Source organism: Candidatus Saccharibacteria bacterium oral taxon 488, from assembly GCA_013099015.1.
In the GTDB taxonomy this organism is placed as follows: Bacteria; Patescibacteriota; Saccharimonadia; order Saccharimonadales; family Saccharimonadaceae; genus Nanosynbacter.
Genome location: CP039998.1, coordinates 359,705 through 383,624 on the forward strand (window position 1 = coordinate 359,705; position 23,920 = coordinate 383,624).

At 54.2% G+C, this 23,920-nt stretch carries 25 protein-coding genes; 12 read left to right on the plus strand and 13 right to left on the minus strand.

Annotated features, from left to right (window positions below):
* Positions 1–9: 9 nt before the first annotated feature.
* The 4 genes from FBF29_01850 to FBF29_01865 are packed head-to-tail and all read right to left on the minus strand — an operon-like array spanning position 10 to position 3,768.
* Positions 10–828 (minus strand): D-alanyl-D-alanine carboxypeptidase family protein, encoded by an 819-nt coding sequence (locus FBF29_01850; protein ID QJU07439.1) that lies wholly within the window; start codon positions 826–828, stop codon positions 10–12.
* On the minus strand, positions 829–1,710 hold the full coding sequence (locus tag FBF29_01855) for a D-alanyl-D-alanine carboxypeptidase family protein (GenBank protein ID QJU07440.1): 882 nt from the start codon (positions 1,708–1,710) through the stop codon (positions 829–831). It abuts the gene before it with no gap.
* The gene (gene xth / locus FBF29_01860) at positions 1,707–2,507 is read right to left on the minus strand and encodes an exodeoxyribonuclease III (GenBank protein ID QJU07441.1); all 801 of its coding nucleotides are present in this window, start codon (positions 2,505–2,507) and stop codon (positions 1,707–1,709) included. The genes FBF29_01855 and xth overlap by 4 nt, the downstream gene beginning before the upstream one ends.
* Before the next feature lie 7 nt (positions 2,508–2,514).
* Positions 2,515–3,768, minus strand: a complete 1,254-nt coding sequence (locus tag FBF29_01865; protein QJU07442.1) for a glycosyltransferase family 4 protein — start codon at positions 3,766–3,768, stop codon at positions 2,515–2,517.
* A 44-nt stretch (positions 3,769–3,812) separates the two neighbouring features.
* Between FBF29_01865 and FBF29_01870 the strand changes: the two genes are divergently transcribed.
* Positions 3,813–5,135, plus strand: a complete 1,323-nt coding sequence (locus tag FBF29_01870) for a glycosyltransferase family 4 protein (GenBank protein ID QJU07443.1) — start codon at positions 3,813–3,815, stop codon at positions 5,133–5,135.
* Here FBF29_01870 and smpB read toward each other — a convergent pair.
* From smpB to FBF29_01885, 3 genes are read right to left on the minus strand one after another with little or no spacing between them, the layout of a single operon-like run.
* Positions 5,083–5,562, minus strand: coding sequence for an SsrA-binding protein SmpB (gene smpB, locus FBF29_01875; protein ID QJU07444.1), 480 nt, complete (start codon positions 5,560–5,562; stop codon positions 5,083–5,085). The genes FBF29_01870 and smpB overlap by 53 nt on opposite strands.
* A 4-nt stretch (positions 5,563–5,566) precedes the next feature.
* The gene (locus tag FBF29_01880) at positions 5,567–6,124 is read right to left on the minus strand and encodes a hypothetical protein (protein ID QJU07445.1); all 558 of its coding nucleotides are present in this window, start codon (positions 6,122–6,124) and stop codon (positions 5,567–5,569) included.
* A gap of 51 nt (positions 6,125–6,175) precedes the next feature.
* The gene (locus tag FBF29_01885; protein ID QJU07446.1) at positions 6,176–6,655 is read right to left on the minus strand and encodes a hypothetical protein; all 480 of its coding nucleotides are present in this window, start codon (positions 6,653–6,655) and stop codon (positions 6,176–6,178) included.
* Between the two features lie 104 nt (positions 6,656–6,759).
* Here FBF29_01885 and FBF29_01890 point away from each other — a divergent pair, with 104 nt between their 5' ends.
* Complete coding sequence (locus tag FBF29_01890; GenBank protein ID QJU07447.1) at positions 6,760–8,640, plus strand: ABC-F family ATP-binding cassette domain-containing protein; 1,881 nt, start codon at positions 6,760–6,762, stop codon at positions 8,638–8,640.
* A gap of 74 nt (positions 8,641–8,714) precedes the next feature.
* Here FBF29_01890 and FBF29_01895 read toward each other — a convergent pair whose 3' ends face one another.
* Complete coding sequence (locus FBF29_01895; GenBank protein QJU07448.1) at positions 8,715–9,002, minus strand: NrdH-redoxin; 288 nt, start codon at positions 9,000–9,002, stop codon at positions 8,715–8,717.
* Positions 9,003–9,064: 62 nt separating this feature from the next.
* Positions 9,065–9,301 (minus strand): hypothetical protein, encoded by a 237-nt coding sequence (locus FBF29_01900; GenBank protein ID QJU07449.1) that lies wholly within the window; start codon positions 9,299–9,301, stop codon positions 9,065–9,067.
* A gap of 39 nt (positions 9,302–9,340) precedes the next feature.
* Here FBF29_01900 and FBF29_01905 point away from each other — a divergent pair, with 39 nt between their 5' ends.
* Genes FBF29_01905 through atpC form a run of 10 tightly spaced genes read left to right on the plus strand, consistent with a single transcriptional unit; the run spans position 9,341 to position 16,557 of the window.
* Complete coding sequence (locus FBF29_01905; GenBank protein ID QJU07450.1) at positions 9,341–9,613, plus strand: AtpZ/AtpI family protein; 273 nt, start codon at positions 9,341–9,343, stop codon at positions 9,611–9,613.
* Positions 9,610–10,443 (plus strand): F0F1 ATP synthase subunit A, encoded by an 834-nt coding sequence (locus FBF29_01910; protein ID QJU07451.1) that lies wholly within the window; start codon positions 9,610–9,612, stop codon positions 10,441–10,443. Before FBF29_01905 ends, FBF29_01910 begins: the two co-directional genes overlap by 4 nt.
* A 32-nt stretch (positions 10,444–10,475) precedes the next feature.
* Positions 10,476–10,688, plus strand: coding sequence for an ATP synthase F0 subunit C (locus FBF29_01915; GenBank protein QJU07452.1), 213 nt, complete (start codon positions 10,476–10,478; stop codon positions 10,686–10,688).
* A 15-nt stretch (positions 10,689–10,703) separates the two neighbouring features.
* Positions 10,704–11,252: a F0F1 ATP synthase subunit B gene (gene atpF / locus FBF29_01920; GenBank protein QJU07453.1), complete on the plus strand. Its 549-nt coding sequence runs from the start codon at positions 10,704–10,706 to the stop codon at positions 11,250–11,252.
* Positions 11,253–11,254: 2 nt separating this feature from the next.
* The gene (locus tag FBF29_01925) at positions 11,255–11,791 is read left to right on the plus strand and encodes a F0F1 ATP synthase subunit delta (protein QJU07454.1); all 537 of its coding nucleotides are present in this window, start codon (positions 11,255–11,257) and stop codon (positions 11,789–11,791) included.
* 8 nt (positions 11,792–11,799) lie between these two features.
* Entirely contained in the window at positions 11,800–13,326 is a 1,527-nt protein-coding gene (locus tag FBF29_01930; protein QJU07455.1) for a F0F1 ATP synthase subunit alpha, read from the plus strand.
* Between the two features lie 3 nt (positions 13,327–13,329).
* Complete coding sequence (atpG, locus tag FBF29_01935; protein ID QJU07456.1) at positions 13,330–14,211, plus strand: ATP synthase F1 subunit gamma; 882 nt, start codon at positions 13,330–13,332, stop codon at positions 14,209–14,211.
* Positions 14,208–14,657 carry an NUDIX domain-containing protein gene (locus FBF29_01940; GenBank protein QJU07457.1) on the plus strand — a complete coding sequence of 150 codons (450 nt, stop codon included), beginning with the start codon at positions 14,208–14,210 and terminating at the stop codon, positions 14,655–14,657. Before atpG ends, FBF29_01940 begins: the two co-directional genes overlap by 4 nt.
* Positions 14,658–14,708: 51 nt before the next feature.
* The gene (gene atpD / locus FBF29_01945) at positions 14,709–16,127 is read left to right on the plus strand and encodes a F0F1 ATP synthase subunit beta (protein ID QJU07458.1); all 1,419 of its coding nucleotides are present in this window, start codon (positions 14,709–14,711) and stop codon (positions 16,125–16,127) included.
* Positions 16,128–16,131: 4 nt separating this feature from the next.
* Positions 16,132–16,557, plus strand: a complete 426-nt coding sequence (gene atpC / locus FBF29_01950; protein QJU07459.1) for an ATP synthase F1 subunit epsilon — start codon at positions 16,132–16,134, stop codon at positions 16,555–16,557.
* A 4-nt stretch (positions 16,558–16,561) separates the two neighbouring features.
* Here the strand turns inward: atpC and FBF29_01955 are convergent, their stop codons facing one another.
* From FBF29_01955 to FBF29_01970, 4 genes are all read right to left on the minus strand, one after another.
* Positions 16,562–17,401: a hypothetical protein gene (locus tag FBF29_01955; GenBank protein ID QJU07460.1), complete on the minus strand. Its 840-nt coding sequence runs from the start codon at positions 17,399–17,401 to the stop codon at positions 16,562–16,564.
* Between the two features lie 22 nt (positions 17,402–17,423).
* Positions 17,424–18,521, minus strand: a complete 1,098-nt coding sequence (locus tag FBF29_01960; protein ID QJU07461.1) for a tRNA-dihydrouridine synthase family protein — start codon at positions 18,519–18,521, stop codon at positions 17,424–17,426.
* Positions 18,518–19,438, minus strand: coding sequence for a hypothetical protein (locus FBF29_01965; protein ID QJU07462.1), 921 nt, complete (start codon positions 19,436–19,438; stop codon positions 18,518–18,520). Before FBF29_01965 ends, FBF29_01960 begins: the two co-directional genes overlap by 4 nt.
* Positions 19,439–20,390: 952 nt before the next feature.
* The gene (locus FBF29_01970; protein QJU07463.1) at positions 20,391–23,873 is read right to left on the minus strand and encodes an ATP-dependent helicase; all 3,483 of its coding nucleotides are present in this window, start codon (positions 23,871–23,873) and stop codon (positions 20,391–20,393) included.
* Positions 23,874–23,920 lie beyond the last annotated feature (47 nt).

Sequence of the window (23,920 nt, forward strand, 5' to 3'; positions counted from 1 at the left end):
CTTACTGTATCATGAGGCAGACGACTTGGCAACTGATGCATTGTCGCGTAATTTGACCATGTTTTGGTACACTTCGTCAAAGGTCAGGCCTGATTCGTGGATGAGGCTGGCCAGGTCTTTTCCGACGTAGCGAAAGTGCCAGGCTTCGTTAGCGATACCGGTGATTTTTTCCTTGCCCTTCGGATAGCGCAGAATAAAGCCGTATTCGTGAGCGTGGGCGGCTAGCCAGTCGGCGGTTTTTGGATCAAGCGCGCAGTCGCTAAAGCGGGCCTTGCATTTCTCGGAAAAGCTGGTTAAGTCAACCGCTAGGCCCAGCTGATGCTCACTGTGGCCAGGCTTGGCGACATATTCGTCGGTGTGGGCGGCGCCGTTTTTGGCGGTGGTTTCAGTGCGGACTTTGGCTTGGGCGGTGCCGGAGCGGTAGGCGCTAGAGACGAGGACCGGTAGCTTGGCCGTGGCTGCGGCCTGACGTAGTTGTTCTAGCGGTTCTTTGACCATCGGTTGCACGCGCTTATCCTCTATCCAGCTCGGCGTACCATCAGTAATATCAGTCAGCGGCGGCTCAAAGGCTGGGTCGATGCCCTGCTTGCCCGAAACGTACGACCAGATTTTCCTGGTCTGTAAATATTTCCACGACGGAAAGGTCAAGTCGCGATTGGTCCGGTCAAGACGGATGGTGACTGGCTGAAAATTATACAGCGGCGAATTAGCGACTGACGCCGACGTTTGGTTGACGAGCTGCGTGCCGCCATTGATCATCAGTAGTGTCAGTGTCGTCCAGGCCGCCAAAACCATGGCCACGACTGCGCGTCCCACCCCGTGCTTCATTTATTGTGTTCCTCGCTGTTTGAGTTTGGTCATTGCCTCTTCAATATACGACCAAGCCTCCTCCATCGTCAAGCCCGACTGATGCAGAGCGCCCGCTAGTTCCCGCCCAACGTAGCGAAAATGCCATGGCTCGTACTGATAGCCGGTAATCGATTCCTTACCCTTCGGATAGCGCAGAATAAAACCGTATTCGTGGGCGTGGGCGGCGAGCCATTTGCCAGCGGCGGTTCGTTCGAAACAATCATCTACCCAACAGGTTTGGTCGGCGCCAGCGAAGTCAACCGCCAGGCCTGATTGGTGCTCGCTGTGTCCGGGGCGGGAGCTAAAGCGGCTGGCTGCGGCCTCGCCGTGCCGGCGGACGTAGCTGGCAAAGAGTGAGGCTTGGGTGGCGTAACTGCGGTAGCCCGAGCCGACGCGGAGGGTGACGCCAGCGGCGCGGGCAGCAGCGACTAACCTTTCGAGATCAGGCATGAGCACAGCGCGGAGCGAGCGCTCATCCTGACCGCGGCCGGGTAATGTCGGCACGCTGACTGGGCGGAGGTCGCTGGGCTGGTAACGAGGATTGGCGAAGGCTCGAGATTTGTTAGCAATTTTCCAGAGATCAGCGTCATCAGCGTTGTTGACAATGCGGGCGGGGATCGGCGTAGCGTTTGGCAGAGCAAGGCCCGGCGCAGCTGGCACTGGAGGTTTCTGGCTGTCGGGAGCTTTTTCTTTGGGCGTTGGCGCGGGCTGCTCTTTGCTAATTGGCTGCTGGGTGGCGGCGTGCGGCGGGCTGAAGTGACGGAGGGTGAAATAAGTCACTACAGCGCTACTGGCGATGATCAGCACGGCGCCCAGGCCGATGAGCAGATTACGTTTTCCTGAGCGTTTGGCGATTTTCATACCTCAACCTCAATACTCACTGGGCAGTGATCGCTGCCCATTTGTTCGGGGTGGATTTGTGGATTTTTGACGCGCCCGGCGATTTCGCGCGACGCCAGCCAATAGTCGATCCGCCAGCCGACGTTGCGCGCCCGGGCGTTGGCCCAGTGCGTCCACCAGGTGTAAGCTTCGGTCTTGTCAGGAAAAGCCGCCCGGAAGGTGTCAGTGAATCCAGCGTCTAGGTAATTCTGAAAGCCTTCCCGCTCCTCGTCAGTGAAGCCGTGCTTGCCGACATTAGGCTTTGGATTTGCCAGGTCAATTTCTTGATGCGCCACGTTCATATCGCCGCAGTATAGTACTGGCTTGACTAGCTCCAATTCCTCCAGATAGGCCAGCACTGCCGGATCCCATTGTTCATGACGTAATTTCAGCCGGCTCAAATCCCCTTTCGAATTTGGCGTGTAGCAGGTCACCACCCAAAAATCGTCGAATTCGGCAGTGATGATACGCCCCTCGTCCGCCGGATTGCCATACTGATCGCCGGTCAAATTGAACCGCTCGACGATAGCTAGCGGCAGCCCGTCGCGCCAGTGCAGCGGCCGGATTTTCGAGAAAATTGCCGTACCGGAATAGCCCTTTTTGGCGGCTGAATAGAAATGCTCGTGATACTCTGGCAGATCAATTTCTACCTGGTCGCGGGCAGCCTTGGTTTCTTGCAGGCATAAGATATCCGGATCGTAGGTTTGCAGGAAGCTGGCAAACTCACCCTTATTGATGACGGCGCGGATGCCATTGACGTTCCAGGAAAATAATCGCATACGCCTATTATACCGTACGCGCTATCAAGTCGCGGTAAATTGTTAGATATTGGCTGGTCATATGTTCTGGGCTGAGCTCAGATGCTAGGCGGGATGAGGCGCGGGCCATCTGACGGCGCCGTGTATCGTCGGCCATCTGACGCATCGCGGCCGCCAATTGCTCGACTGACGGGTCGCGCGCCAGGATACTGTTATCTTTCGTGGTGCCGACGGTCAATCGCGGGTCGCAGTAGATGATCGGCAGTCCCGCAGTCACCGCTTCACCGATGGTCATGGCCTGGGTATCAAAGCCGTGCGAGGCGAGGACGAAGACGTCGGCATTGACGAACGCCTCGGCCATCTGCTTGACGCACGAGACATGCCCGTGAAAGATAATGCCCTGGTGCTTTTCGGCGAGCAGTCGGAGCTTGAGCTGTTTGCCGTCACCGATGATGTGTAGCTCGGCGTTCGGTAGGTCGGCTTGAACAAAGGCGCGAATGATGGCGTCAACGCGCTTTTCGGGTGCCAGGCGGCAGACGCTCAAAAAGCGGATGGTGCGGTCGGTGCGGTGGCGTTCTGTATGGGCGATGGCATGGCTGAGATTAGGATTAACGCCGGTCGGTACGATGTGCGAGCGCTCGTCCAGCCACGATGCGCAGTCGCTGATCCGCTGGGTCATAAAGTCAGCCGGTGCGGTAAAGGCATCGACGCGCGAGGCAACGGTCGCCATGGTGTGCCAGTCAAATCGGGCCAAGATCCCCGGTGCGTCGGGGCTTTTTGGTGCAAAGAATACTGGCTGGTCAAGCCGTTTATCGGCGATCATCGAAATCATTGGATTGATCAAAAATAGATACGCCATCGACCCCCAAAACGCACCGAATGGCTGCGACGTGTGAGTGCCGGCGAGATTGGCGTGAAAGGTGTGGATGTGGGGGATGCCCTGCTCTTTGGCGATGCGTGCCGCCAACATCAGGCCGCCCCGCTCCGTCTGGCTGTGGATGATATCAAAGCGGTGCTGGCGGCAGATACGCCAGGCGCTACGCCGGCCACACTTGAGGACGCACATGTGCGAGGGCGTGCCCGGGATGTAGAATGAGGGGACGACAACGGTTTTGCAGCCAGTTGGCCGCTCCAAAAAATGTCGCGGCGCGAGCAGGGTTACCTCGTGCCCCAAGCTAACCAATTCGCTAATTTGCGTCTGGATCGACCGTCCGATACCGCCGGATGCCGGATAAAAATCGTCAGTCACCAATGCGATCCGCAGTCGCTGCTGTCTCCTCATAACTTACCCTATTATACCATCTTGTGATATAATGGCGGAATTGTATGCGCGTAGGTTTATTCACCGATACCTATCGGCCGTCGATTAACGGCATCGTTTTTGTGGTCGAATCGCTCAAGCGCGAGCTCGAGGCGCTGGGCCACGACGTCTACGTGTTCTGCCCCGCCAAGTCGATGAATCCGGCCAAGCAGGCCGAGCTACTTAACGAAGACCCAGATTCGCATATCATCCGATTCCCGTCGATCAAGGGCGCGTTTTTTGATGATTACGATACGTCGGTGTTTTTCCCGCCGGCGGTGCAGCGTCGCATCAAAGAGCTGGAGCTGGACATCGTGCACATCTTTACGCCGTCGCAAATCGGGCTGGTGGGTGTTAGCGTAGCGCACAAGCAGCAGATCCCTTTGGTCATCCAGCACTGCACCGACATGTACGAATTTGCCGAGCACTATCCGGCGGTACTGCCGGGGATTTTGACGCTGGCTGGCGTGGTGCTACCTCTGTCGATTAAACTGAGGGGTCGTGATTTATTTGAACTGGTCAAGCTATATCGGCCGCGTGGTATCACCAAATGGAACCGGGCCATCATCGAGTGCGTCATCACTATTCTCTACAGCAAAGCCGACGCCGTCATCGCCCTCAGCCGCAAAAGCGTCGCCCAGCTTAGTGGCTGGCAGGACGATGATCATCTGTACGATTTGACATTGCTGCCAAATGGTGTTAATGCTCTGCCGCGGCCGTCGGCGGCTCAGCTCAAGGCCTTTCGGGCGCAGTGGGGTCTACGGGCGTCTGATGAAGTATTTGGCTTCATTGGGCGGCTGGGCGAAGAGAAAAACTTGCCGATTTTGATCCAGGCCTTTGACAAGTACGTCGCCAAGGCTCGCCCCAAATCCAAATTGCTATTCGTCGGCGACTTTGAATACCGCAAAAAGCTTGAGGCGATGGCAGCCGAGAGCAAGTACGCTGATCGGATCATCTTTACCGGCGCTCTGCCGCGCGAGGAATTAGGCGTAGCCTATCAGGCGCTGGATGTGTTTTGCTTCCCGTCACTCAAGGATACGCAGGGCTGGGTGCTACACGAAGCGGCGCACGCCCGCAAGCCAATTATCATCATTGACACGCAAGTATCAGAGGTAGTGCGTGACGGCGTGAACGGTATATTCGTGAAAAATAGGCCCAAGAGTATGGCGGATGCTATCATTACGCTGCTCCGTTCGCCGGCCCGCCGAGCAAGGTTTGGCGCCGAGAGCAAAAAATTAGCGGCCACGTTTACCGAGCGCCGCCAGGTTCGCAAATTAGAGAAATTATATCGCCGAGTTATCGCCCAGAAAGCTGCCGCCGCGTCTCGCGATCTTGATCGCGACGCTTGATGGTTTCGCGTTTGTCGTAGGTTTTTTTACCTCTGGCCAGAGCGATGACTACTTTAATGAACTTGCCGCTGGTTAATAATTTGGTCGGCACGATGGTCATGCCCTGCTTTTTTGCCTCAGAAAAGCGCGCTAATTGGCGTTTGCTGACTAATAATTTCCGCACTGAAGTATCAACGCTGCGAGTATTTGCCTGGCCGTGAACGTTCAATCGCAGCGAAAAACTAGCATTATTCAGCCACAATTCACCATTTCGCAGACTGACGAACGCCCCCTTCAGCTGCACGTGCCCTTCCCTGGCGGCGCGTACTTCCATGCCTGTCAGCACCAGCCCAGCCACAACCTCCTCGCCCAACTCATAGTCAAATCGCGCTCGGCGATTCACGACGGCTTGAGTGGATGGTTTTTTGGTCTTGGCGGGCTTGGTCACGTGATTATTGTAGCACGTGAGCTGGGGCTTCAGCGAGGTCCCAATCTATATACGGCTCAATAGGGTCATTTTCGGAATCGTTATGCGACTTCTTTGATAATTCGTCTAATGTGTGCTGAATGCGACCCTTGCAATCAAGCAGCAAGTTGGTTAGGTCGTGAAGTTTCTCACGACGCTCCTCGTCAGTACTAGTGCTAGATAGTATTTCTCTCATTTGCGCGTCAACGAGATTATATAATTGATCTTGGGGGCCATCGCTATGTTCATAGTGACAGAGCGCATCGTATGCATTGTCTGATCCAACTCTATCGCTAGTAAATTCCTGTTTAGCTCCTTTGGCAATGCTTCGTGCGACAACTCTTTGCTCAGTCCAGCTTACTACACTTATCAGAATATTGAGGTTTGACTGGACCACCCTCAGATTATCTGCATATGTGCGGGTTTGGAGATCTATATTATGGCAGAGTTTATAAATATCGGCACTCTGACTCTCGGGGGTCGCCTCCTCTTCAGGAGGGATAATCGTAGTATGTAGCTCTTGTGGTGTCGTCTCTCTATTCATAGTTTTATACTATAACATTGTTTAAGTATAAATGCAATAGCATAATGAATTTTAATGATCATCAACCGTTAGAGGTGGTTCATCCGTCAGAGCGCTGACTCGCACGGCAGCTATCATTCCTAGCTGTTTGATATCATTTGACCACTGATCTTTCCAAGCCCGATTCTTTCTATTCGTCCTGTCTTTGGCCTTATGTATATCAACAATCAGCTGTAGCATCGTGTTGTTGAGCGTACCCTCAATCAGGTTGCCGTCAGCATCACGATCACAAACGAAGCCCTCGATCGCCCCGTTCATATTCTCGGTAATTTCATCCGTTGGGATGCGGTGTCTGGCGTACAGGATGAGAGCTGTCATGCGCTTTAGATTGTTTATCGTAATTTTTCGGGATTCACACATTTCTGGATTATCTAGTATGTCCCGGGCTTCAGTAAAGATATCATCGAGGCGCGACTCATATCCTTTCATGATGGTTTCTATCGTTTCCGGTGTTTTTGCTGCGTTTGTTGGCAGTTTGTCGTGTATACCCATAACAGTATCATATCATATTTGCGTTTGTGCCAGATGCGACTCTGTCAATTCAAGAACGGTCCATCATCTCAGTCATAGGGGTAATATGCTACAATATCCCAAGCATGATAGCCGACATTCACATCACCGAGAAGAGTTTTGGCGACAAGACGTTGATGCGCGACGTCAAGTTTAGCGTGGATGATGGCGAGAAGGTTGGTGTGGTTGGCCGTAATGGCGTCGGCAAGTCGACGTTGTTTGGAGTCTTGGCGGGAACGGACACGGACTATACTGGCGAGGTGATTTTTCGCCGTGGCATCACCGTGGCCAGTACGGCGCAGGAGCATCATGGTTTGGGCGATCAGACGGTATTGAGCTACATTTTGTCGGGGTTGCCAGAATATGCGAGCTTAAAGAAAATTATCGATGAATACCCTGAGACCATGGGCGATAATATGCGTAAGATTGAGGAGTACACGCAGGCGCTGGAGCGATTTGACCAGAAAGGGTTTTATCAGATTGAGGAGAAGATTGCTCGAGAGCTCGATAATTTTCAGCTGAGCGGGTGTGGCGAGCGGCCGCTTGGTTCCCTGTCGGGCGGTCAGAAACGGCTGGTGGAGATTGTGAAGATTATGCATGCGGGGGCGCATTTGGCGCTGATTGACGAGCCGACTAATCACATGGATTATGTAGCCAAGCAGCAGTTTATCGACTGGATGAGCTCGCAGCCGCGCCAGGCCATGCTGATTATCACCCACGACCGTGATGTGCTGGGTCGGGTGGATCGGATCATTGAGCTCAAAGACGGCCGAGCGGTCAGCTACCGCGGTAATTATGATGCTTACCTTAAGCAAAATGCTCAGGCGACGGCGGCGGGCATGAATAATTTTGAGCAGGTCGAGAAGCGGATGACTAACCTCAAACAAAAGGTGCTGGATTATCAGCGGCTAAAGGAAAAGTCGCGCAACCCCGGCACCATCCAAAAGTTTAAGCGGCTGGAGAATGAGGCGCGGGCCGAGCTGGCGGAATTATCAGAGATGGACAAGCCGACGTTTTGGATCGATAAGGAGTCGGCTGGGCAGCTTGATTATAAGTCGGCTGAGCGCTACGGCAAGTTCAAGGCGCGCAATATTCGGCTCTCGATGAAGGATGCAGCCAGTCGTAGTCAGCACGTGCTGGTGCGAGTTGAGGACGCGGCGGTTGGGGTTGGTGAGCGGATATTGTTTGAAGGGGTAAATATTGATCTGCGTGAGGGCGAAGCGGTGGAGCTGCGCGGCCGTAATGGTGCTGGCAAGACGACACTGATTCGGATGCTGTTGGGGCAGCGAGGAGGTTCGGATTCCAGCCTCTCCGATAAGTCGATGGTTCTGCGGACGGCGTTGCCGGATGCATTCGACTTGGAGGAGACGGCTGGAATCCGAGCTGCGGCAGCCACTCCACCGTCCTCCGCCAGAGTACACTCTTCGCTTGGATCTCCACTGGAGATTTCTCGCGAGCGTTCGGCTGAAACGTCCGCTACTCGCGAACGTTTCACAGTCTCTGGCGGAGGAGGTGTCGTACCTGCTGCCCCTATCCTCTACTCTGGCAACCTCTTCCTCGATCCGCAGGTGCGGGTGGGTGTGTATGAGCAAGAAATTGATGAGCGGTATTTGGCGGATCCGCTGGAGGTAGCGATTGAGAAATTATACCTTAGCCGTGACCTGCCGATTTCTGATACCAAAATCCGCCAATTGCTAGCTGATTATCTGTTTACCGAAGCGGACCGGATGACGCCACTGGCGCGCTTGTCGGGTGGCCAGAAAGCTCGCTTTCAGATCATTGCTATGCTGGCGAATGACCCGCAGCTGCTGATTTTGGACGAGCCAACCAACTATCTTGATTTACCAAGCATTGAGGAGTTGGAGACGGCACTGGCGAAATATTCTGGCGCCATCCTTTACGTCAGTCACGACAATTATTTCCGCCAAGAAATCGGTGGCGAAGTGGTGCAAATCGGCGCAGCATAAGGAGTGCGCTAATGAAAAACCTGCCGTCAGTAAGTCCCTAAGCAGCAGGTTTTTGATACGTAAATTAGCGATAGTTATTCGCTCATCAAACCATTCTTCTTCAGCGCATCCTGTAGTTTCGGCCGGTCAAAGCCGAGGATGACCTCGCCGCAAACATCGGTCACTGGCACGCCCTGGAAATTGCCGCCGTTTTTACTGAGCAATTCTTCCTTGGCGCTTGGATCAGCCTCAATGTCCTTGGCGACAAAATCAATGCCGAGTTTTTTCAACCACTCCATCTCGGTGTGGCAGAATGCGCACCAGCTGGTGCTATAGACGGTGACTTTAGCGTCTTGGTGATTGGCCGTGTTATCTTCGCTCATAACTTCCCTCCTTATGGCTTTTCTCTATTGTAGCATAAGCATCGGTGCCTCGGCAATGCCATCTAGTCTCGGGACGCCCGACTCGTTAAGTGCCAGCCGTCACACCCCCGGCAATAATACACGTCTAGTTCCAGCTTTGGTGACATCAGCTCCTGCGTATCAGCCGCTCGCCTGGCGATCTGCTCGGTGGCGAAGCGACGCTTGCGCCGGCAGGTGTCGTGATCGGTAGTTGTCAGCGTCGGCTTGATGAGCGTTCGGGCCGATTTTGGTTGGTTTTTCGGGTAATTTCGCCGTGGCATCTTGTCAAGAGTATAGCATGTTGCTATAGTGACAGAGTAATGGCTGAGAGACCAGATATTGAGAATGGCGTGACGACAGCGACGGAAGTGGCGGCGGCTCGGGTTATTCTCGGGACGATCGGCGACACAACGTGGCGGATGTTTGTGCCGAGCATCGGCTGTACGCTGCTGGGTGTATGGCTGGATAGCGTGTTTGGCTTGAAGCCGTGGCTGATGTTTGCTGGTGTGGTGCTTGGCTTTTTGGGCGCGTACTTGCTGGTAAATAAGCAGCTGGGGCGTGTGAAACGAAAAAAGGAGCGTAAAAACATATGATGCAACGATTTGCCAGTGCCGGTCCGCACATTTCAGTCAAGGCTGATGAAGTAGCGAATGTTTTAGGTGTGTCGATCACTAACTCGCACATGCTTGGCGCGCTGGGACTGATCGTTTTGGTGTGGCTGATGTTTCGGACGCGGGCGGCAGTGCTAGGCAAGAAAAAGCATAATTTTGCGACGCGGCTGGTACACTGGACATTTGATGGGCTGTACAATACGGTTTGCCAAGTCATCCCTGACCAGACATGGGCGCGTCGAGTAGCGCCGCTGTGCATCACCATATTCTTTTTCGTGGTGGCGCAGTATTGGCTGGGGCTGCTACCGATCGTCGGGCCGATTACTGTGGGTAGTCATGGTACGCCGCTGTTTCGTGGTGGTGTGGCCGACCTGAATATGACGTTTGGCCTGGCTATCGTGACGATTATCGCAGCACAAGTGTACGCCTTCAAATACCTTGGCTTTAGGGGTAATATGGGCCGCTACTTTGTTAATCCACTGCGCGATCCGATTATGGCGTTTGTCGGCATTCTGGAGCTGGTGGCAGAGTTCTCGCGCCTGCTTGGGCTGAGCTTCCGTTTGTTTGGTAATGTATTGGCCGGCGAAGTACTGTTGATCATGATCGCCTTTTTGACACAGTATATCTCGCCGGCGGCCCTGCAGCCATTTTATCTGTTTGAGCTGTTCATCGGTGGTATTCAGGCGTACATTTTCTTTATGTTGTCAACGGTATTTATTTCGCTGGGGCTGGCTCACCACGACACGCACGAGCCGACTGATCATGCTCATTCACCTGCTGATACGACGAAACTCGCGGCGGCGAATGATTAGAAAAGTAAAGTATTAAATAAAGGAGAAATTATATGAAAGAATTAGCATTTGCACTCACCTACGCCATCCCGGCTGCGCTGGCAGCGATCGGCGCTGGTATCGTCGGCGCGGCAGCGATGAACGCGGCTGGCCGCAACCCAGAGAAAATTAACGATCTACGCACCATGATGATCCTCGGTATTTCGTTCATCGACGCCCTAGCGATCATCGGTTTCGTGGCGGCTATCGTCGGCAAAGTTATGTAATTTGAGGGGTAAATTGTGGAGACTATATTGACACAATTTGCGAGTGCCGAAGCGCACACGGCCGAAAAGGCTGACTTGTTCAGTTCGCTGGGTATTGACTGGAAGCTGCTGATGTTACAAACGGTGGCGTTTCTAATCTTGCTAGTGATTCTCCGCAAGTGGGTGTATCCGCCACTGGCAGCGATGCTCGACAAGCGCGAAAAAGACATGCGCACAGCCGAAAAGGCGGCGCAGTCGGCGCGTGATAACGCTGATAAGGCTGAAAAAATGACCAACGAGTTGATGCGAAAAGCTCGGGCGGAGGCCAGTGATATCGTGGCGGCAGCGCGCGAGGAGGCGGCCTCGGTCGTCGAGCAAGCTGCGGCTAAGGCGACTGCCAAGTCTGAGACCATCGTTAGCGCGGCGCAGGCGGAAATTGCTAAGGAAGTTGAGCAGGCCAAGAAAGCATTGCACAATGAAACGCTGGAGTTGGTGGCTGAGGCAACTGGCAAGGTTTTGAACGAAAAGGTTGATGCTAAGACAGACGCCACGCTGATCGCAACTGCGGTCAAGGAGGTTGCCTGATCATGGCGCGGACGCTTCGGCGAAAGTTGGCGCAGCATGCGGCCGAGCGGTTGCTCAAGGGCGACGCAGCAGTGATTGATGAGCTAGCGGCGCTGATCGTCCACGAGCGGCGCGAGCGAGAGGTTGATCTGTTGGTGCAGGATATTGAGGCGAAATTGGCTGAGCGCGGGATGATTGTGGCGACGGTGGAAAGCGCAACACCGCTGGACGCGGCGACAAAGGATGCGATTAAACGACTACTATCATCTAACTCGGGTATGGAGTCGCTGACATCTGTAGAGGGTCGCTCTGCAGCCCGAGCGTCCGGAAAGGACGCCCGGAGCGAAGCCCGCGTACCCGAAGCAGATGGTAGCGACCACGCCGCTCAGCATGTCGAACTTCCTGATACGGAAGTTCCGAGCGACCGCATCGTTCAGGTGCGCCTGCGCGAAATCATCCGTTCCGAGTTGATCGGCGGGGTGAAGATTACCACGCCGACTCAAGTGATGGACGCGACAATTGCCAAGAAACTAAACGACTTGCGGGCGAAGAAAATCTAGGAGGAAAAATGAGCAAGATTGATGTGACAGAACTAGCCAAAAGCCTGCGGGAAAAAATCGCGCAGCTGGAGGCGACGGAAGGACTAGAGGACGCTGGTGTGGTCATCCGCGTCGGCGACGGCGTGGCGTGGGTGCACGGCCTCAGTAAAGCTGGCTACAGCGAAGTGCTAGAAATTGAGACTGATGGCGGCGTGGTGGAGGCGTTTGCGCTGAACTTGATGGAAGATGAAATCGGTGCGGTGATTCTCGGCGGCGAGGAGAAGGTCAAAGCTGGCGCCAGCGTTCACCGCAAGGGTGCGGTGCTGGATGTACCAGTTGGCGAGGAGCTGCTTGGCCGGGTGGTTGACCCGCTGGGTCGGCCGCTTGATGGTGGACCAGCTATCAAGACGAAGCAACGCGGGCTGATTGAGCGCCCAGCCATCGGCGTGATGGGCCGTAAGTCGGTGCATGAGCCGCTGATGACCGGTATCATGTCAATTGACGCCATGTTCCCGATCGGTCGCGGGCAGCGTGAGCTGATCATCGGTGACCGTCAGACGGGAAAGACGGCGATTGCTATCGACACCATGATCAACCAGGCACGGCAAAAGACCGGTGTGGTCAACGTCTACGTGGCGATTGGACAGAAATTATCAAAGATTGCCCGGCTGGTTGACCGCTTGAAAGAAGAAGGCGTGATGGAGCAAACCATCGTGGTGGCGACCAGCCCGTCGGATGCGGCTTCCCTGCTGTACCTGGCGCCGTACGCTGGTACGGCCATGGGTGAATATTTCCGTGACAACGGTGGCCACGCACTGATGATTTATGACGATTTGACCAAGCACGCCGTGGCTTACCGCCAGATGTCGCTCTTGCTCCGTCGTCCACCGGGACGCGAGGCGTATCCTGGTGATGTGTTCTACCTGCACTCTCGCCTGCTCGAGCGTTCAGCCAAGTTGTCGGACGAGTTGGGTGCTGGTTCATTGACTGCTCTGCCAATCATCGAGACGCAGGCTGGCGACATCTCGGCGTATATTCCAACCAACGTGATTTCCATCACTGACGGTCAGATTTTCCTGGAGACTGACCTGTTCTATCAGGGCATCCGCCCAGCCATCTCTGCTGGTCTATCGGTTTCCCGTGTCGGTGGTGCTGCTCAGACGAAGGCGGTTAAATCGGTCGGTGGTAACTTGAAATTGGGCTTAAGCCAGTTCCGTGAGCTGGCTAGTTTCGCTCAGTTTGGTTCGGACCTGGATGATGCGACCAAGGCGCAAATCGATCGCGGCCAACGTCTGACTGAGCTACTGAAGCAGCCACAGTACCAGCCGATGAGCGTCTGGGAGCAATTTGTCAGTATTCATGCGGTGACTAGCGGCGCGTTTGACGACGTGCCAGTCGCTAAGATCAAGGAAGCGCAGGCTGCCCTATTGACACAACTTTGGAAAAATAATAAAGACGCAATGCGTGAACTTAATAAGGGTGCCAAACCGACTGACGAGCAGCTCCAGGTCATCGACGAGGCAACCCAAGTGGCAGCGAAAGGGTTCGAGGAGTAATCCATGCCGAGTACTCGTGCGCTGAAAAATCGTATTCGCTCGGTGGATTCGACCAAGCAAATCACCAAGGCGATGCAATTGGTGGCGGCCAGCAAAATGCGTCGCGCTCAAGAGGCGGACAAGGCTTCGGCTCCCTACACCATGGCGGCCGAGGAATTGCTGAGCTACCTAGCCAGCCAGGGTGCGACCGACAATCACCCGCTGTTTAAGCGCCGCAAAATTACCAAACGCCTAATTATCGTCATTGCTAGCGACAAGGGTCTGGCTGGCGCGTACAATACCAACGTCTTGAAAAAATATCTGGAGCTGCTGAAGCGTGATGATGAGCGTGGCATCGAGAATTTGACCTTGACGATTGGCCGCCGAGCTTCGCAATTTGCCTCGCGCCTGAAGGATACGAAGATTATCGGTACGTACGAGGATTTGCCAGATCAGCCGTCTGGACTCACCTTTCACACGATTTTGAATACTGCCATTAGTATGTTTGAGAATGGCGAGGTTGACGCGGTGACGCTGGTGTACACGCGATTTGTCAATAGCATGGTGCAGACGGCGGAGCTGTCGCGCTTGCTGCCGGCGGGTACCAAAGCATTGATCGATCCAAGCGAGGTATCAAATACGATTTCTGACGCCAAGTACGAGCCGAGCATTCCAGAGGTGTTGGATGCGGTGGTTTATCGTCTGACGGGTGCGCGGCTGTTCCAGGCGCTACTAGATGCCCGCGCGAGCGAGCACTCTATGCGGATGATGGCTATGAAGAATGCGACGGATAATGCCAGCGATTTGGTGGATGATCTAACCTTGGCGATGAACAAAGCCCGCCAAGGCGCGATTACCCAAGAGCTGGCCGAAATTTCTGGCGGCGTGGAGGCGATGGAACAATGATGAATAACACAACCCTATTCGTCAGTACTGTTGTCGTAAAAGACGGTAAGCTATTGGTTGTTCAAGAGGGCAAAGATAACTACGGGCAATTAGGTACATGGAATTTTCCGGCGGGGCATGTTGAGTCGGGCGAAGGTTTGGTGGAGGCGGCGGTACGCGAAGCGAAGGAAGAGTCTGGCTACACAGTTGCAATTGACGGTGTTCTGTCGGTGCTGCTGAAAAATACTGATTCTGGCATGTCGCTGGTTGTGTTTTTTCTGGGACACATTGCCGATGATTCTCCTGTCGCGCGCGAAGAAGGGATTCAGCAGGTTGACTTCGTGACGTTAGAGGCTTTAGAGAAGCTAAACTTGCGTTTTCCTGATGATATGATAGAACCAGCTCGTCGAGCGCTGTCGGATAAGAGTTATCCTTTGGATATAATTATGGATTATCAGGAGGCGTAGACGCAATATGAAAAGTGAGATTAATACAAAGGAAGTGCGGAGGAAAAATTGATGAGTAAAACACTAGGAAAAATTATTCAAATCGTTGGCGTGGTGGTCGATGTGGAGTTTCCGCGCGATGTTAAATTGCCAGCAATTTATGACGCGTTGCATGTCAAGAATGGCAAAGAGACGCTAGTTTTGGAAGTAGCTCAGCACCTGGACGAGCACACCGTGCGGACGATTGCTCTGTCGTCGACCGACGGTTTGGCTCGCGGTGCGGAAGTGGTGGCGACTGGTGCGCCGATTTCTGTGCCGGTGGGCGCCGAGACTCAGGGGCGTATGTTCAACGTGGTTGGTGAAGCGATTGACGAAAAGCCGCAGCCAAAGGGTAAAACCGCGCCAATTCACCGCCCTGCTCCGGATCTGAGCGAGCAGTCGAACAAGACGGAGATTTTGGAAACTGGAATTAAGGTTGTCGACCTCATCGCGCCGCTGGCCAAAGGTGGTAAAGCCGGTCTGTTTGCTGGTGCTGGTGTTGGTAAAACTGTCCTGATCACCGAGCTAATTAACAATATTGCTAAGTTCCACTCCGGTAACTCGGTATTTGCCGGTGTTGGTGAGCGTACCCGTGAAGGAAATGACCTCTACTATGAGATGGAAGAAGCGGGCGTGCTGGACAAGACCTCGCTGGTGTTTGGCCAGATGAATGAGCCGCCTGGAGCACGTTTGCGTGTGGCGCTGTCAGGTTTGGCGATGGCTGAAGCCTTCCGTGACGAAGGTAAGGACGTGCTGCTGTTTATCGACAATATTTACCGCTACACTCAGGCTGGTGCTGAGGTATCGGCACTGCTTGGCCGTTTGCCAAGCGCTGTGGGTTATCAGCCAAACTTGCAGCAAGAAATGGGTGCTCTGCAGGAGCGCATTACTTCGACGAAAAAGGGTTCGATTACCTCTGTTCAAGCGGTCTATGTGCCGGCTGACGACTTGACTGACCCAGCGCCAGCGACAACCTTCGCTCACTTGGATGCGACCATCGTGATGAACCGTGCTTTGACGGAAATTGGTATCTACCCTGCTGTCGACGTGCTGGATTCTAGCTCTAATTCGTTGGATCCAGAAATCGTCGGAGAGGAACACTACCGCGTGGCGCGCGAAGTGCAGCGAGTGCTGCAGCAGTACAAGGAATTGCAGGACATCATCGCCATCCTCGGTATGGAAGAATTGTCGGATGACCAGAAGCAAATCGTTGCTCGGGCGCGCCGTATCCAGCGCTTCCTGGCGCAGCCATTCCACGTGGCTGAGAAATTTACTGGTAACCCAGGTGTGTACGTTAAGTTAGAGGACACCATTCGCGATGCTGCTGACATCTTGGCTGGTAAATACGACGACAAGCCAGAAAGCTGGTTCTACATGGTGCAAGGTACCTTGGCTGACCAAGTAGCCCGTGATGCTGAAAGCGCAAAGCAACCAGAGGCAAAGAAGGACTAGCCTGATGAATTTGAAGCTAGTAACGCTCGGTGGTGTCAAGCTGGATGAGGCGGTCTACTCGGTGACCATCCCGACGATTGACGGTGAGATTTCGGTGCTGCCGAGCCACGAACCGCTGGTGACAGTGGCCAAGGACGGCGTGATCACCGTGCGCCGGCGCCAAGAAGATTCTGACAATCAGTTGGAGTATTTCGCAATTTCCGGCGGCGTGGTGAAGATTGATTATTCATCGGTGCAGATCCTGGTGGACGAGGCCGACCATGGCGACGACATTATCGAGGCGGAAACTCAGGCGGCACTGGAGCGCGCCATCAAGGCCCGCGACGAAGCCGATGACCAAGTCGAACGCGAGAAAGCCAAACAGCTCATCGACCGGCACATGGTACGGCTAAAGGTGGCAGATTTGCATCGGCGTAAGCGACGACATTAGGATATTAGGTTGCGCTCGGTCCAATCAGGATGTCGAGGCTGCTACGTATAGCAGAGGTAGCCATCTTTGCTTCTAGCTGTCTCTGTATCGGAAAAATATCGGGTATATTTTTTTCATAGATGTGTAGGAAGTGGTCATCAAATTGCTGCTGGCTGACAGGAGATAGTTGGGTACCAAATCGGGTGAGAGATTCTGCATATAATAGAATGTCGTCAGACACATCCTCCATGTCGTGCAGCTTCCCTATTGTTGTGAGGTCAATAATACGTGTTCTACCGTTAATATCGCTCGCGGTATTCTTTACCTGAAAATCGCCGTGTACCAAGCCTTTGCTATTTAAAATAACTAATGTTTGCGCGGCGACCGTGAGGGCTTCTGCTATCTTTGGCTCTGTTGGTTTGTGTGATTCTTGCAGAAGGATATTGTCATAGCTCACAACTCCCTGGTCAAACTCAGTGATAGTGCTGAAATTACCTCCTGTTTTAGTAAATCCCAACGTCCGAAAAGCTAGCTGCTCTCCCTCTTTATTAAGATATTTTTCTGCTTTATATTCGCGGACGGCGTGTCTTGCGGACTCAACTGGTTTGATGGCGACCGGTTGGGTGGTTAGGGCGCTAGATTGTTCTGGTATTATCATATTGCCAAACTTGACGCGATGAACACTGTCTTTTCTACCCTTTGCGTAGTCTGGTATTTCATGGATCTGAACACTTGATGTTGGCTGGCCTAACTTTGGCAGTTGGGATAGTAGTATTACTCCCTCTGGCAACCACTCTCTTATAGTGTCCGATGTAACATCTCGTGTATAAACATAGGACAAACCATACTTCATACGATCGTGCATATTCCGCATTATATCATAATATCTATATATTTTCAATAATTTTCCGGACTTCGTCAGTGCTTTTGGTGTGCATTAGCTGGTCGCGTAGTTCTTTGGCGCCGTCGAAGTCACGGATGTAGATTTTGAAGAAGCGTTTGAGGGTTTCGTAGGGGCGGCCGAGGGTTGGCTGGTAGTGGTCAAAGAGGTCGAGGTGGTAATGTAGTAGATATATAAGTTCTGATTTAGTATTGCCGCTCCCGTCGTCGCCGTCTGCGACGGCACGTAGGTCGCTAGACGCGGGTCCTGCTAGTCGGTCCGCCCCTTCTTCTGAAAAATCAAAGATTTGTTCAGAAGTGGGTGCTGCCCCACCGACTATCACCCGCTTATCCTCGATCTCCGAAGACACTCCGCCTTTCCTAAAGCAAAACGGATCGCTGAAAACTCCCCGCCCGATCATGATGCCGTTGAGACCGGGGTGCTGGCGGGCGAGCTTCTCGCCGTGGGCGCGGTCGCGGATGTCGCCGTTGATGGTTAGTAGCGTTTGTGGGGCGATGTCATCACGTAGGGCAATGATATCGTCGATGAGCTCGTAGTGCGCTGGGACTTTACTCATCTCCTTTTTGGTGCGGAGGTGGATGGTTAGATTAACAATATCTTGCTGTAAAATAGTCGTCAGCCACTCGCGCCATTCGTCAACATACGTATAGCCCAGCCTGGTTTTGACGCTGACGGGCAGGCCGGCAGTTTTGGCGGCAGCGATAGCAGCGATCGCCACGTCGGGTCGGCGGATCAGTGCTGCGCCCCCGCTTTTGATGGCGGATTTGGCGGGACAGCCCATGTTGATGTCAATGCCGTCAAAGCCGAGCTTCGCGCAGTGAGCCGCAAATTGTTCCATGTCGCCTGGCTCACCACCCCATATCTGGGCGACTAGCGGATGCTCATCGTCGGTTTTGATGAGCCGCCCAGCGATAGCCTTGTCGCCAGCATGCACCCAGCCAGTGGCATTGGCAAACTCAGTGAAAAACACGTCGGGCGCGCCCGCCTGTTTCACGACATGACGAAATACCACGTCCGTGACGGCTTCCATGGGCGCCAAGATGAAAAATGGCTGCGGTAGATTGTCCCAACATGTCATATTCATGTTGTCAGCCCTTTGCTAAACAATATACTTTCCGCGATAAATAGACGTAGCGCCTCCAGCTCGCCGCGAACCTGCGCTCGCTCCAGATAGGTATAGTACGCTCGCTTGCGCTCTTTGGTGACGAGGGGCGGCACCAACCCCAGTTGCAGGGCCTGGACAAAGAGCAAGAGTCGCCCGGTGCGACCGTTGCCATCGCTAAATGGATGGATTTTTTCAAATGTCGCATGAGTACGGGCCAGCCATTCTATCGGCTCTGTTTTGGGCAGCTCGTTCATTTCGTCAATACACTCGGACATCGCTTCAGCAACCCACAGATGGTTTATTGTTGTGACGCGACTACCCGTGATGCACACACCGTGCCGGCGGTAGAGTCCGGCGTCGGACACCAGCGTATTCATCAGCCGGACGTGCGTTTGCAAGATCAGCTCTTCGCTCCACGTAAAATGTGCCCCTTTTTCATGTAAGGCATCCAGCAGAAAATAGAGCGCAGTACGGTGGTTACGGGCCTCTATCTGTTCGCGCGCTGTCTTGTTGGCGAGGACGCGATTATCATCGTTCAGCACCTCTGCGACGTCTGCTAGGGTCATTGTGCTACCCTCGATCGTGTTCGTGTGGTAGGTCAAGTGGAGCGTCAGGATGTCAAGTAATTCTTGATTCGCCAGGAGTGTCCGGATCGTCATGCGGCTGGCCTGGGCGGCACGTTCGGTAGCGAGGCGCTTCGCCTCGTCGATGGTGTCCTGCCCGATCATCTCTTGATGTAATAGCTGAATATTCGCCAGGTTTTTGGCGCGCGGCGACATGTGTTGGTGTACCCAGGCGTTGAGTGTACGCACTGGCACATCTAGGCGACGCGCCAGTTGTTCTTGGGTAAGGCCTGTCCGCATCAGAATTTCTTGGAGTAATTGCGCTGCGTTCATGTCGTGATATTACCAAAACATCATGATGTTTGTCAAATAGCATGATGTTTTTTCGGAGTCTGATGGTATGGTAGCTAGGGTTTTTGGATGTACAAGTGGCTACCCCTGCCCGACAATCATCCCCCCAAAAAAGGTGAAATCCCCGCGTCAACGATGACGCGGGGTGGTGGACTCAAGCGGTTCTGCTCGGAACGGCCCGGAGGGGCTGCTAGCGACGAGTGAAACTCGCGAGTCCTGAGGTTTAAGGCCCCGCGACCAGGTGAATTGTTCGTTCTCCCGGAGTCACTGGTCGCGGGGCGGAGGTTACCTATCTTATAGATACCTCCTTTCTCCCCCTTTCGGGGGATCCTTCCCGGGACTTTCCTGGGAAGAGTGAAGGTGGAAAACAACGTTGTTCTCGCAACAAACTGACAGGCTGTGGGGGCTGTCAGTCTGCCATACGCCGCGCGCTATTGAGCGACGCATTACCCTCAGTGGATGTGGCGGGAGTCGAACCCGCCCTGGCCCCCTAGTGGGCACATCCTTGTGGGCGGACGGACGCCCTTTGCCAGTTCACGACTGGCGGGTTTCGGGGTCGCACAGACCTCGACCGTCATAACATTACATCAATTCAACTTACCACACGCGTGGCAAGCCCACGAGTTTCCCCGTGGGACCGAGCTAATGTTATTTTTCTGGGAGCAGTGCTTACACTGCACCCAGATTGGGTTCGTCCAGCCTGACGCACTGGACGAGCCTTCGTAGTTGCCGAACAAGGGTTTTCACCCCCTCCCTGCCGCGGTTGCGGCATAGAAAAAGAGCTAATTCCCTTTTCAGGCCATGCTTTTGTGCGAAGCATGGTCAGGGTTCAGTGTCATTCGCGACACCTTACCGGAAATTAGCTCCATGAACAAAAGCAAGTATATATATATCAATAATAGCAAGCTATGTCAATAGCTTTTGTCAAGATTGCCTACACGATCTCTGTCAACAAATCTTCCTCAAACTGCACCATACCCTTATAATCCGCCGAATACCCAGAGATATCCGGCAGTTCCAGGGTGGTGATTTTACGCCAGACGATGCCGACAAGCCGAGCAAATTCAGCTAATTCCTCCTCGGAGAACGTATCCTCCAGGCTGAGGATATCGCCAGTTTTTATGTCCGGTTCGACGAACTGCAGGCGGGCGCCGGTGAAGGTGAAATTGCCATAATCGCGTGATGACGTGACTAAGAGTTGATAAAACATCAGCTGCTGGCGGTATTTGTGGAGCTTGATTCTTTCGTAATCAGACGCGCCCTTCCAGGAGTGCGATGGCTTGCCGGTCTTGTAATCGGTCACGAAGATGGTTTTATTATGCTTATCAATGTCGGCGACGTCCAGCTTGCCGGTCAGGCGGGCGCCGCCAACGACGACGCCTTGGTGAGCGAAATCGAGTTCTGCGAGCTCGGTGTCATGAAACTCGGACGATTTGGCGTCCAGAAACGCCGTCAGTGCCGCCGTGCCCTTGTCCAGATACAGCTCGAAATCGTCGGGCAGCAGATGCTGGGTCTCGAGCGATGTACGGAAATAGTGGAGAATGCGCTCGGTAGGCGGTAGGCGGTGGTCGGCGCGCAGCAGATTGTGCAGCTGCTGGAGACTGGCGTGAATGGCGGTGCCATAGCTGGCGGCGGGGCTTTTGGCGGACGGAAAGCGCAGCAGATTATTTAACAAAAAGTTCTGCGGGCCGCCGCGCGAGACATCGAGGAAATTATTGAGATGCGTAATGGAAAGTTTGTAAGTCTCTAAGGTCGGCGCCAGTATATCCTTGAGCTCCGCACTCATCGGTGCGCTCAGCCGCGTGCTCCAGTCGGTTTGCGCCACGGTAATTTGCGCTGCGGGCGTGTCGGCGGCGGGGATAATCGTCGGCGTGTGGTCGGTCAGAAAGCTGGCGATCATGGTGTCGCTGCCGGCGTCGTTGGTTTGAGAATAGGTCATGGTCAAGGTGGTTTTGGCGCGGGTCATCGCCACGAAGAATAGCCGCAGCCGCTCGTCGTAGCTGGTGCCGGCGGGCTGGAGTTGGAGGTTGGCGGGATAGCGAATCAGCCGCGAGCGCGAGCGGACTTTCTCGCCCCAGGCACTGTCGATTGCCCCGATGACAAAGATGTGCGGGAATTCTAGGCCCTTGGATTTGTGGGCGGTCATCAGGTTGATGGCGCCGCCGAGGGCGCTGGCCTGGGGACGGATGTGCGTCAGGCGGGTTTTGGTCGAGCGGTGCAGGTCGATGAATTCTAAAAAGTTCGCCAGCGTCGGGGTTTCGTCGGTAGTGCGGTCGCGTAATTTTTGGCGCAGCGTGCGCAGGCTCTCGAGCGTGGTCAGGTAGGCGTCGGGATTTTGAGCGAGGGCTTCGGGCGAGAAGTAGTGGGCGGCGAGAGAATTAAGTGAAGACTCTTCGTCGGCTGACTGCAAGAGTTCCCTGCCAGAGTGAGCGCCGGAACTATCCCTATCGACTCCTCTTTTCGCGCTGGGCGTCTGAGGACGCTCGGGCTGCAATCGCTGTACGGAGTCGATAGGGATAGTTCCGGCTTCCAGCCCTAGCAACTTATCCAACTGCTCCTCCAGCGGCAGATTTGGCACGTCCTTCGCCCGCTCCAGCAGCCACTCGCCAAATGGCCGAAAAGTGCTGCTTGCCAGCATACTCTCCAGCCACAGCTCTCGATTTTTATAAGCGTGGAGGCTGAGCCGCCAAATATCCAGCGCTGAAAAGCCGAATGCCGGATGGGCGATGACCTCTGGTAGCAGGCTATTGGCGACGTCAAGATTGTTCTGATGAATCGCCATGACGACTCGTGCTAGCTTGTCCAGCGCCTGAATGATGTCTTGCTCTAAAATATCGTCATGGCGCTCGTAATTGACCATCAGGTTCTGACGGTACAGATACGGCAGCAGCTCGATCAGCTCCTTGTGATGGCGGGCGATGACGGTGATATGCGCTGGGTTTTCGCCGCGTTTGATCAGCTCGGCAATTTGTTTGGCCACCCCTGCCCGCTCCTCGCTCGCCGAGGTAAATTCCTGCACCTGAACCCGCGCGCCGCTACCAGACGCATGCGCCGTCAATTGCTTTGACAAGCCGTCAATGGTGTTTTCTAAGCGATCCGCCCCCTGGGTGATCACCCTGCGCGCTGCCGTCAGGATGTCAGCCGCCGAGCGGTAATTGTCCGTCAGCACGATAATTTTTGGGTCGTGATAGCGCTGCCGGAAGCGCTGGATATTGCCAACATCGGCGCCCTGAAAACTGAAAATCGCCTGATCGTCGTCGCCGACCGCCATGATGTTGGGATTGTCTTCATCGCCAGTCAGGTCGAATAGCAGCCGCAGCTGCGCCAGGTTGGTGTCCTGAAATTCGTCGACCATGATGAACTGAAATTGCTCCTGAAGGTTAGCGCGTAGTTCTGGGTGGGATTCGCAGGCTTGAATAACCGATAAAATCATGTCGTCGTAGTCAAACAGCGAGCGCTCGGCCAGGACGTTGCCGTATGTTTCGTAGACGTCAATGGCGGCGGATAGTTTCTCGCTGGCAGCGAAATCTTTCAGGACGAATTCGCCGGCGGCGTTTTTTTCGCACCACTTGTTTTTCCAGGCGGTTAGCGGTTTGGTGGAGTTGGTATAAATTGCCTCCTGGGCTGCATGGGCGATGCTGAGCGCCAGGACCTGAGCGTATGGGGTGATGGAGGACGGCAAATTGGCGGACGGTTCGGCGTGATGCAGTGCTGAATTGGCAGCATTTTCAGAAAGCTCTGTAGCGCCTCCCCCGCTGGTTGTAACAGAATTTCCCTCGCCAATTCTCTCGGTAATCTTCTCCGCCAGCGGCGCAAATAACTCAATGGTTTTTTTAGAAATCTTGGCCGCAAATACCTGCTGAATGTCAGGGGCAATGCCAGCGATGACGCGCTGATTATCCGCCGTAATCGCCCGCAGCTCCGCCGGCGTGAGGCCGCTCTGCTTGAACTCAGAAATGACTCGGATTAGTTCGCTGGTGTAGACGAATTCGCCGTTGTTTTTAGCGCTCAGCGGATTACGCCAATCAAGCCCCTCGAGGATCCCTGTCACAATTTGGTGCTGTGTCAGTTCATCCGCCGGCTGACTATCAGCGCCGTGAAAAAAATATTCTCGGTGTTGATTGATAACCTCCGTGCCAAAGCTATGAAAAGTATGAATGGCAATTTTATACGCATCCTCGCCGATGATCTGGCGCAGGCGCTGGCGCATGTTGGCAGCGCCGCTCTCGGTAAAGGTCAGGCACAAAATACTGTCCGGCAGTGTGTCGGTCTGGCGCAAAATCTGGGCGGTGCGCATGCTCAGTAGCTCGGTCTTGCCCGTGCCCGGCCCGGCGATCACCAAGAGCGAGCCGTGAATATAATCGACCGCTTGGCGCTGATTGGCGTTCAGCTTGGCATAGCGAGTGTGAAAATCCATGAGTCAATTGTAGCACGCTGGCACAAGCGCTGGTAACAATGGTAAAA

Coding starts and splice junctions, on each gene's coding strand:
- FBF29_01850 (QJU07439.1), bottom strand. CDS start 828: ATGAAGCACGGGGTGGGACGCGCAGTCGTGGCCATGGTTTTGGCGGCC.
- FBF29_01855 (QJU07440.1), bottom strand. CDS start 1,710: ATGAAAATCGCCAAACGCTCAGGAAAACGTAATCTGCTCATCGGCCTG.
- xth (QJU07441.1), bottom strand. CDS start 2,507: ATGCGATTATTTTCCTGGAACGTCAATGGCATCCGCGCCGTCATCAAT.
- FBF29_01865 (QJU07442.1), bottom strand. CDS start 3,768: ATGAGGAGACAGCAGCGACTGCGGATCGCATTGGTGACTGACGATTTT.
- FBF29_01870 (QJU07443.1), top strand. CDS start 3,813: ATGCGCGTAGGTTTATTCACCGATACCTATCGGCCGTCGATTAACGGC.
- FBF29_01880 (QJU07445.1), bottom strand. CDS start 6,124: ATGAATAGAGAGACGACACCACAAGAGCTACATACTACGATTATCCCT.
- FBF29_01885 (QJU07446.1), bottom strand. CDS start 6,655: ATGGGTATACACGACAAACTGCCAACAAACGCAGCAAAAACACCGGAA.
- FBF29_01890 (QJU07447.1), top strand. CDS start 6,760: ATGATAGCCGACATTCACATCACCGAGAAGAGTTTTGGCGACAAGACG.
- FBF29_01895 (QJU07448.1), bottom strand. CDS start 9,002: ATGAGCGAAGATAACACGGCCAATCACCAAGACGCTAAAGTCACCGTC.
- FBF29_01900 (QJU07449.1), bottom strand. CDS start 9,301: ATGCCACGGCGAAATTACCCGAAAAACCAACCAAAATCGGCCCGAACG.
- FBF29_01905 (QJU07450.1), top strand. CDS start 9,341: ATGGCTGAGAGACCAGATATTGAGAATGGCGTGACGACAGCGACGGAA.
- FBF29_01910 (QJU07451.1), top strand. CDS start 9,610: ATGATGCAACGATTTGCCAGTGCCGGTCCGCACATTTCAGTCAAGGCT.
- FBF29_01915 (QJU07452.1), top strand. CDS start 10,476: ATGAAAGAATTAGCATTTGCACTCACCTACGCCATCCCGGCTGCGCTG.
- FBF29_01925 (QJU07454.1), top strand. CDS start 11,255: ATGGCGCGGACGCTTCGGCGAAAGTTGGCGCAGCATGCGGCCGAGCGG.
- FBF29_01930 (QJU07455.1), top strand. CDS start 11,800: ATGAGCAAGATTGATGTGACAGAACTAGCCAAAAGCCTGCGGGAAAAA.
- atpG (QJU07456.1), top strand. CDS start 13,330: ATGCCGAGTACTCGTGCGCTGAAAAATCGTATTCGCTCGGTGGATTCG.
- FBF29_01940 (QJU07457.1), top strand. CDS start 14,208: ATGATGAATAACACAACCCTATTCGTCAGTACTGTTGTCGTAAAAGAC.
- atpD (QJU07458.1), top strand. CDS start 14,709: ATGAGTAAAACACTAGGAAAAATTATTCAAATCGTTGGCGTGGTGGTC.
- atpC (QJU07459.1), top strand. CDS start 16,132: ATGAATTTGAAGCTAGTAACGCTCGGTGGTGTCAAGCTGGATGAGGCG.
- FBF29_01955 (QJU07460.1), bottom strand. CDS start 17,401: ATGCACGATCGTATGAAGTATGGTTTGTCCTATGTTTATACACGAGAT.
- FBF29_01960 (QJU07461.1), bottom strand. CDS start 18,521: ATGAATATGACATGTTGGGACAATCTACCGCAGCCATTTTTCATCTTG.
- FBF29_01965 (QJU07462.1), bottom strand. CDS start 19,438: ATGAACGCAGCGCAATTACTCCAAGAAATTCTGATGCGGACAGGCCTT.
- FBF29_01970 (QJU07463.1), bottom strand. CDS start 23,873: ATGGATTTTCACACTCGCTATGCCAAGCTGAACGCCAATCAGCGCCAA.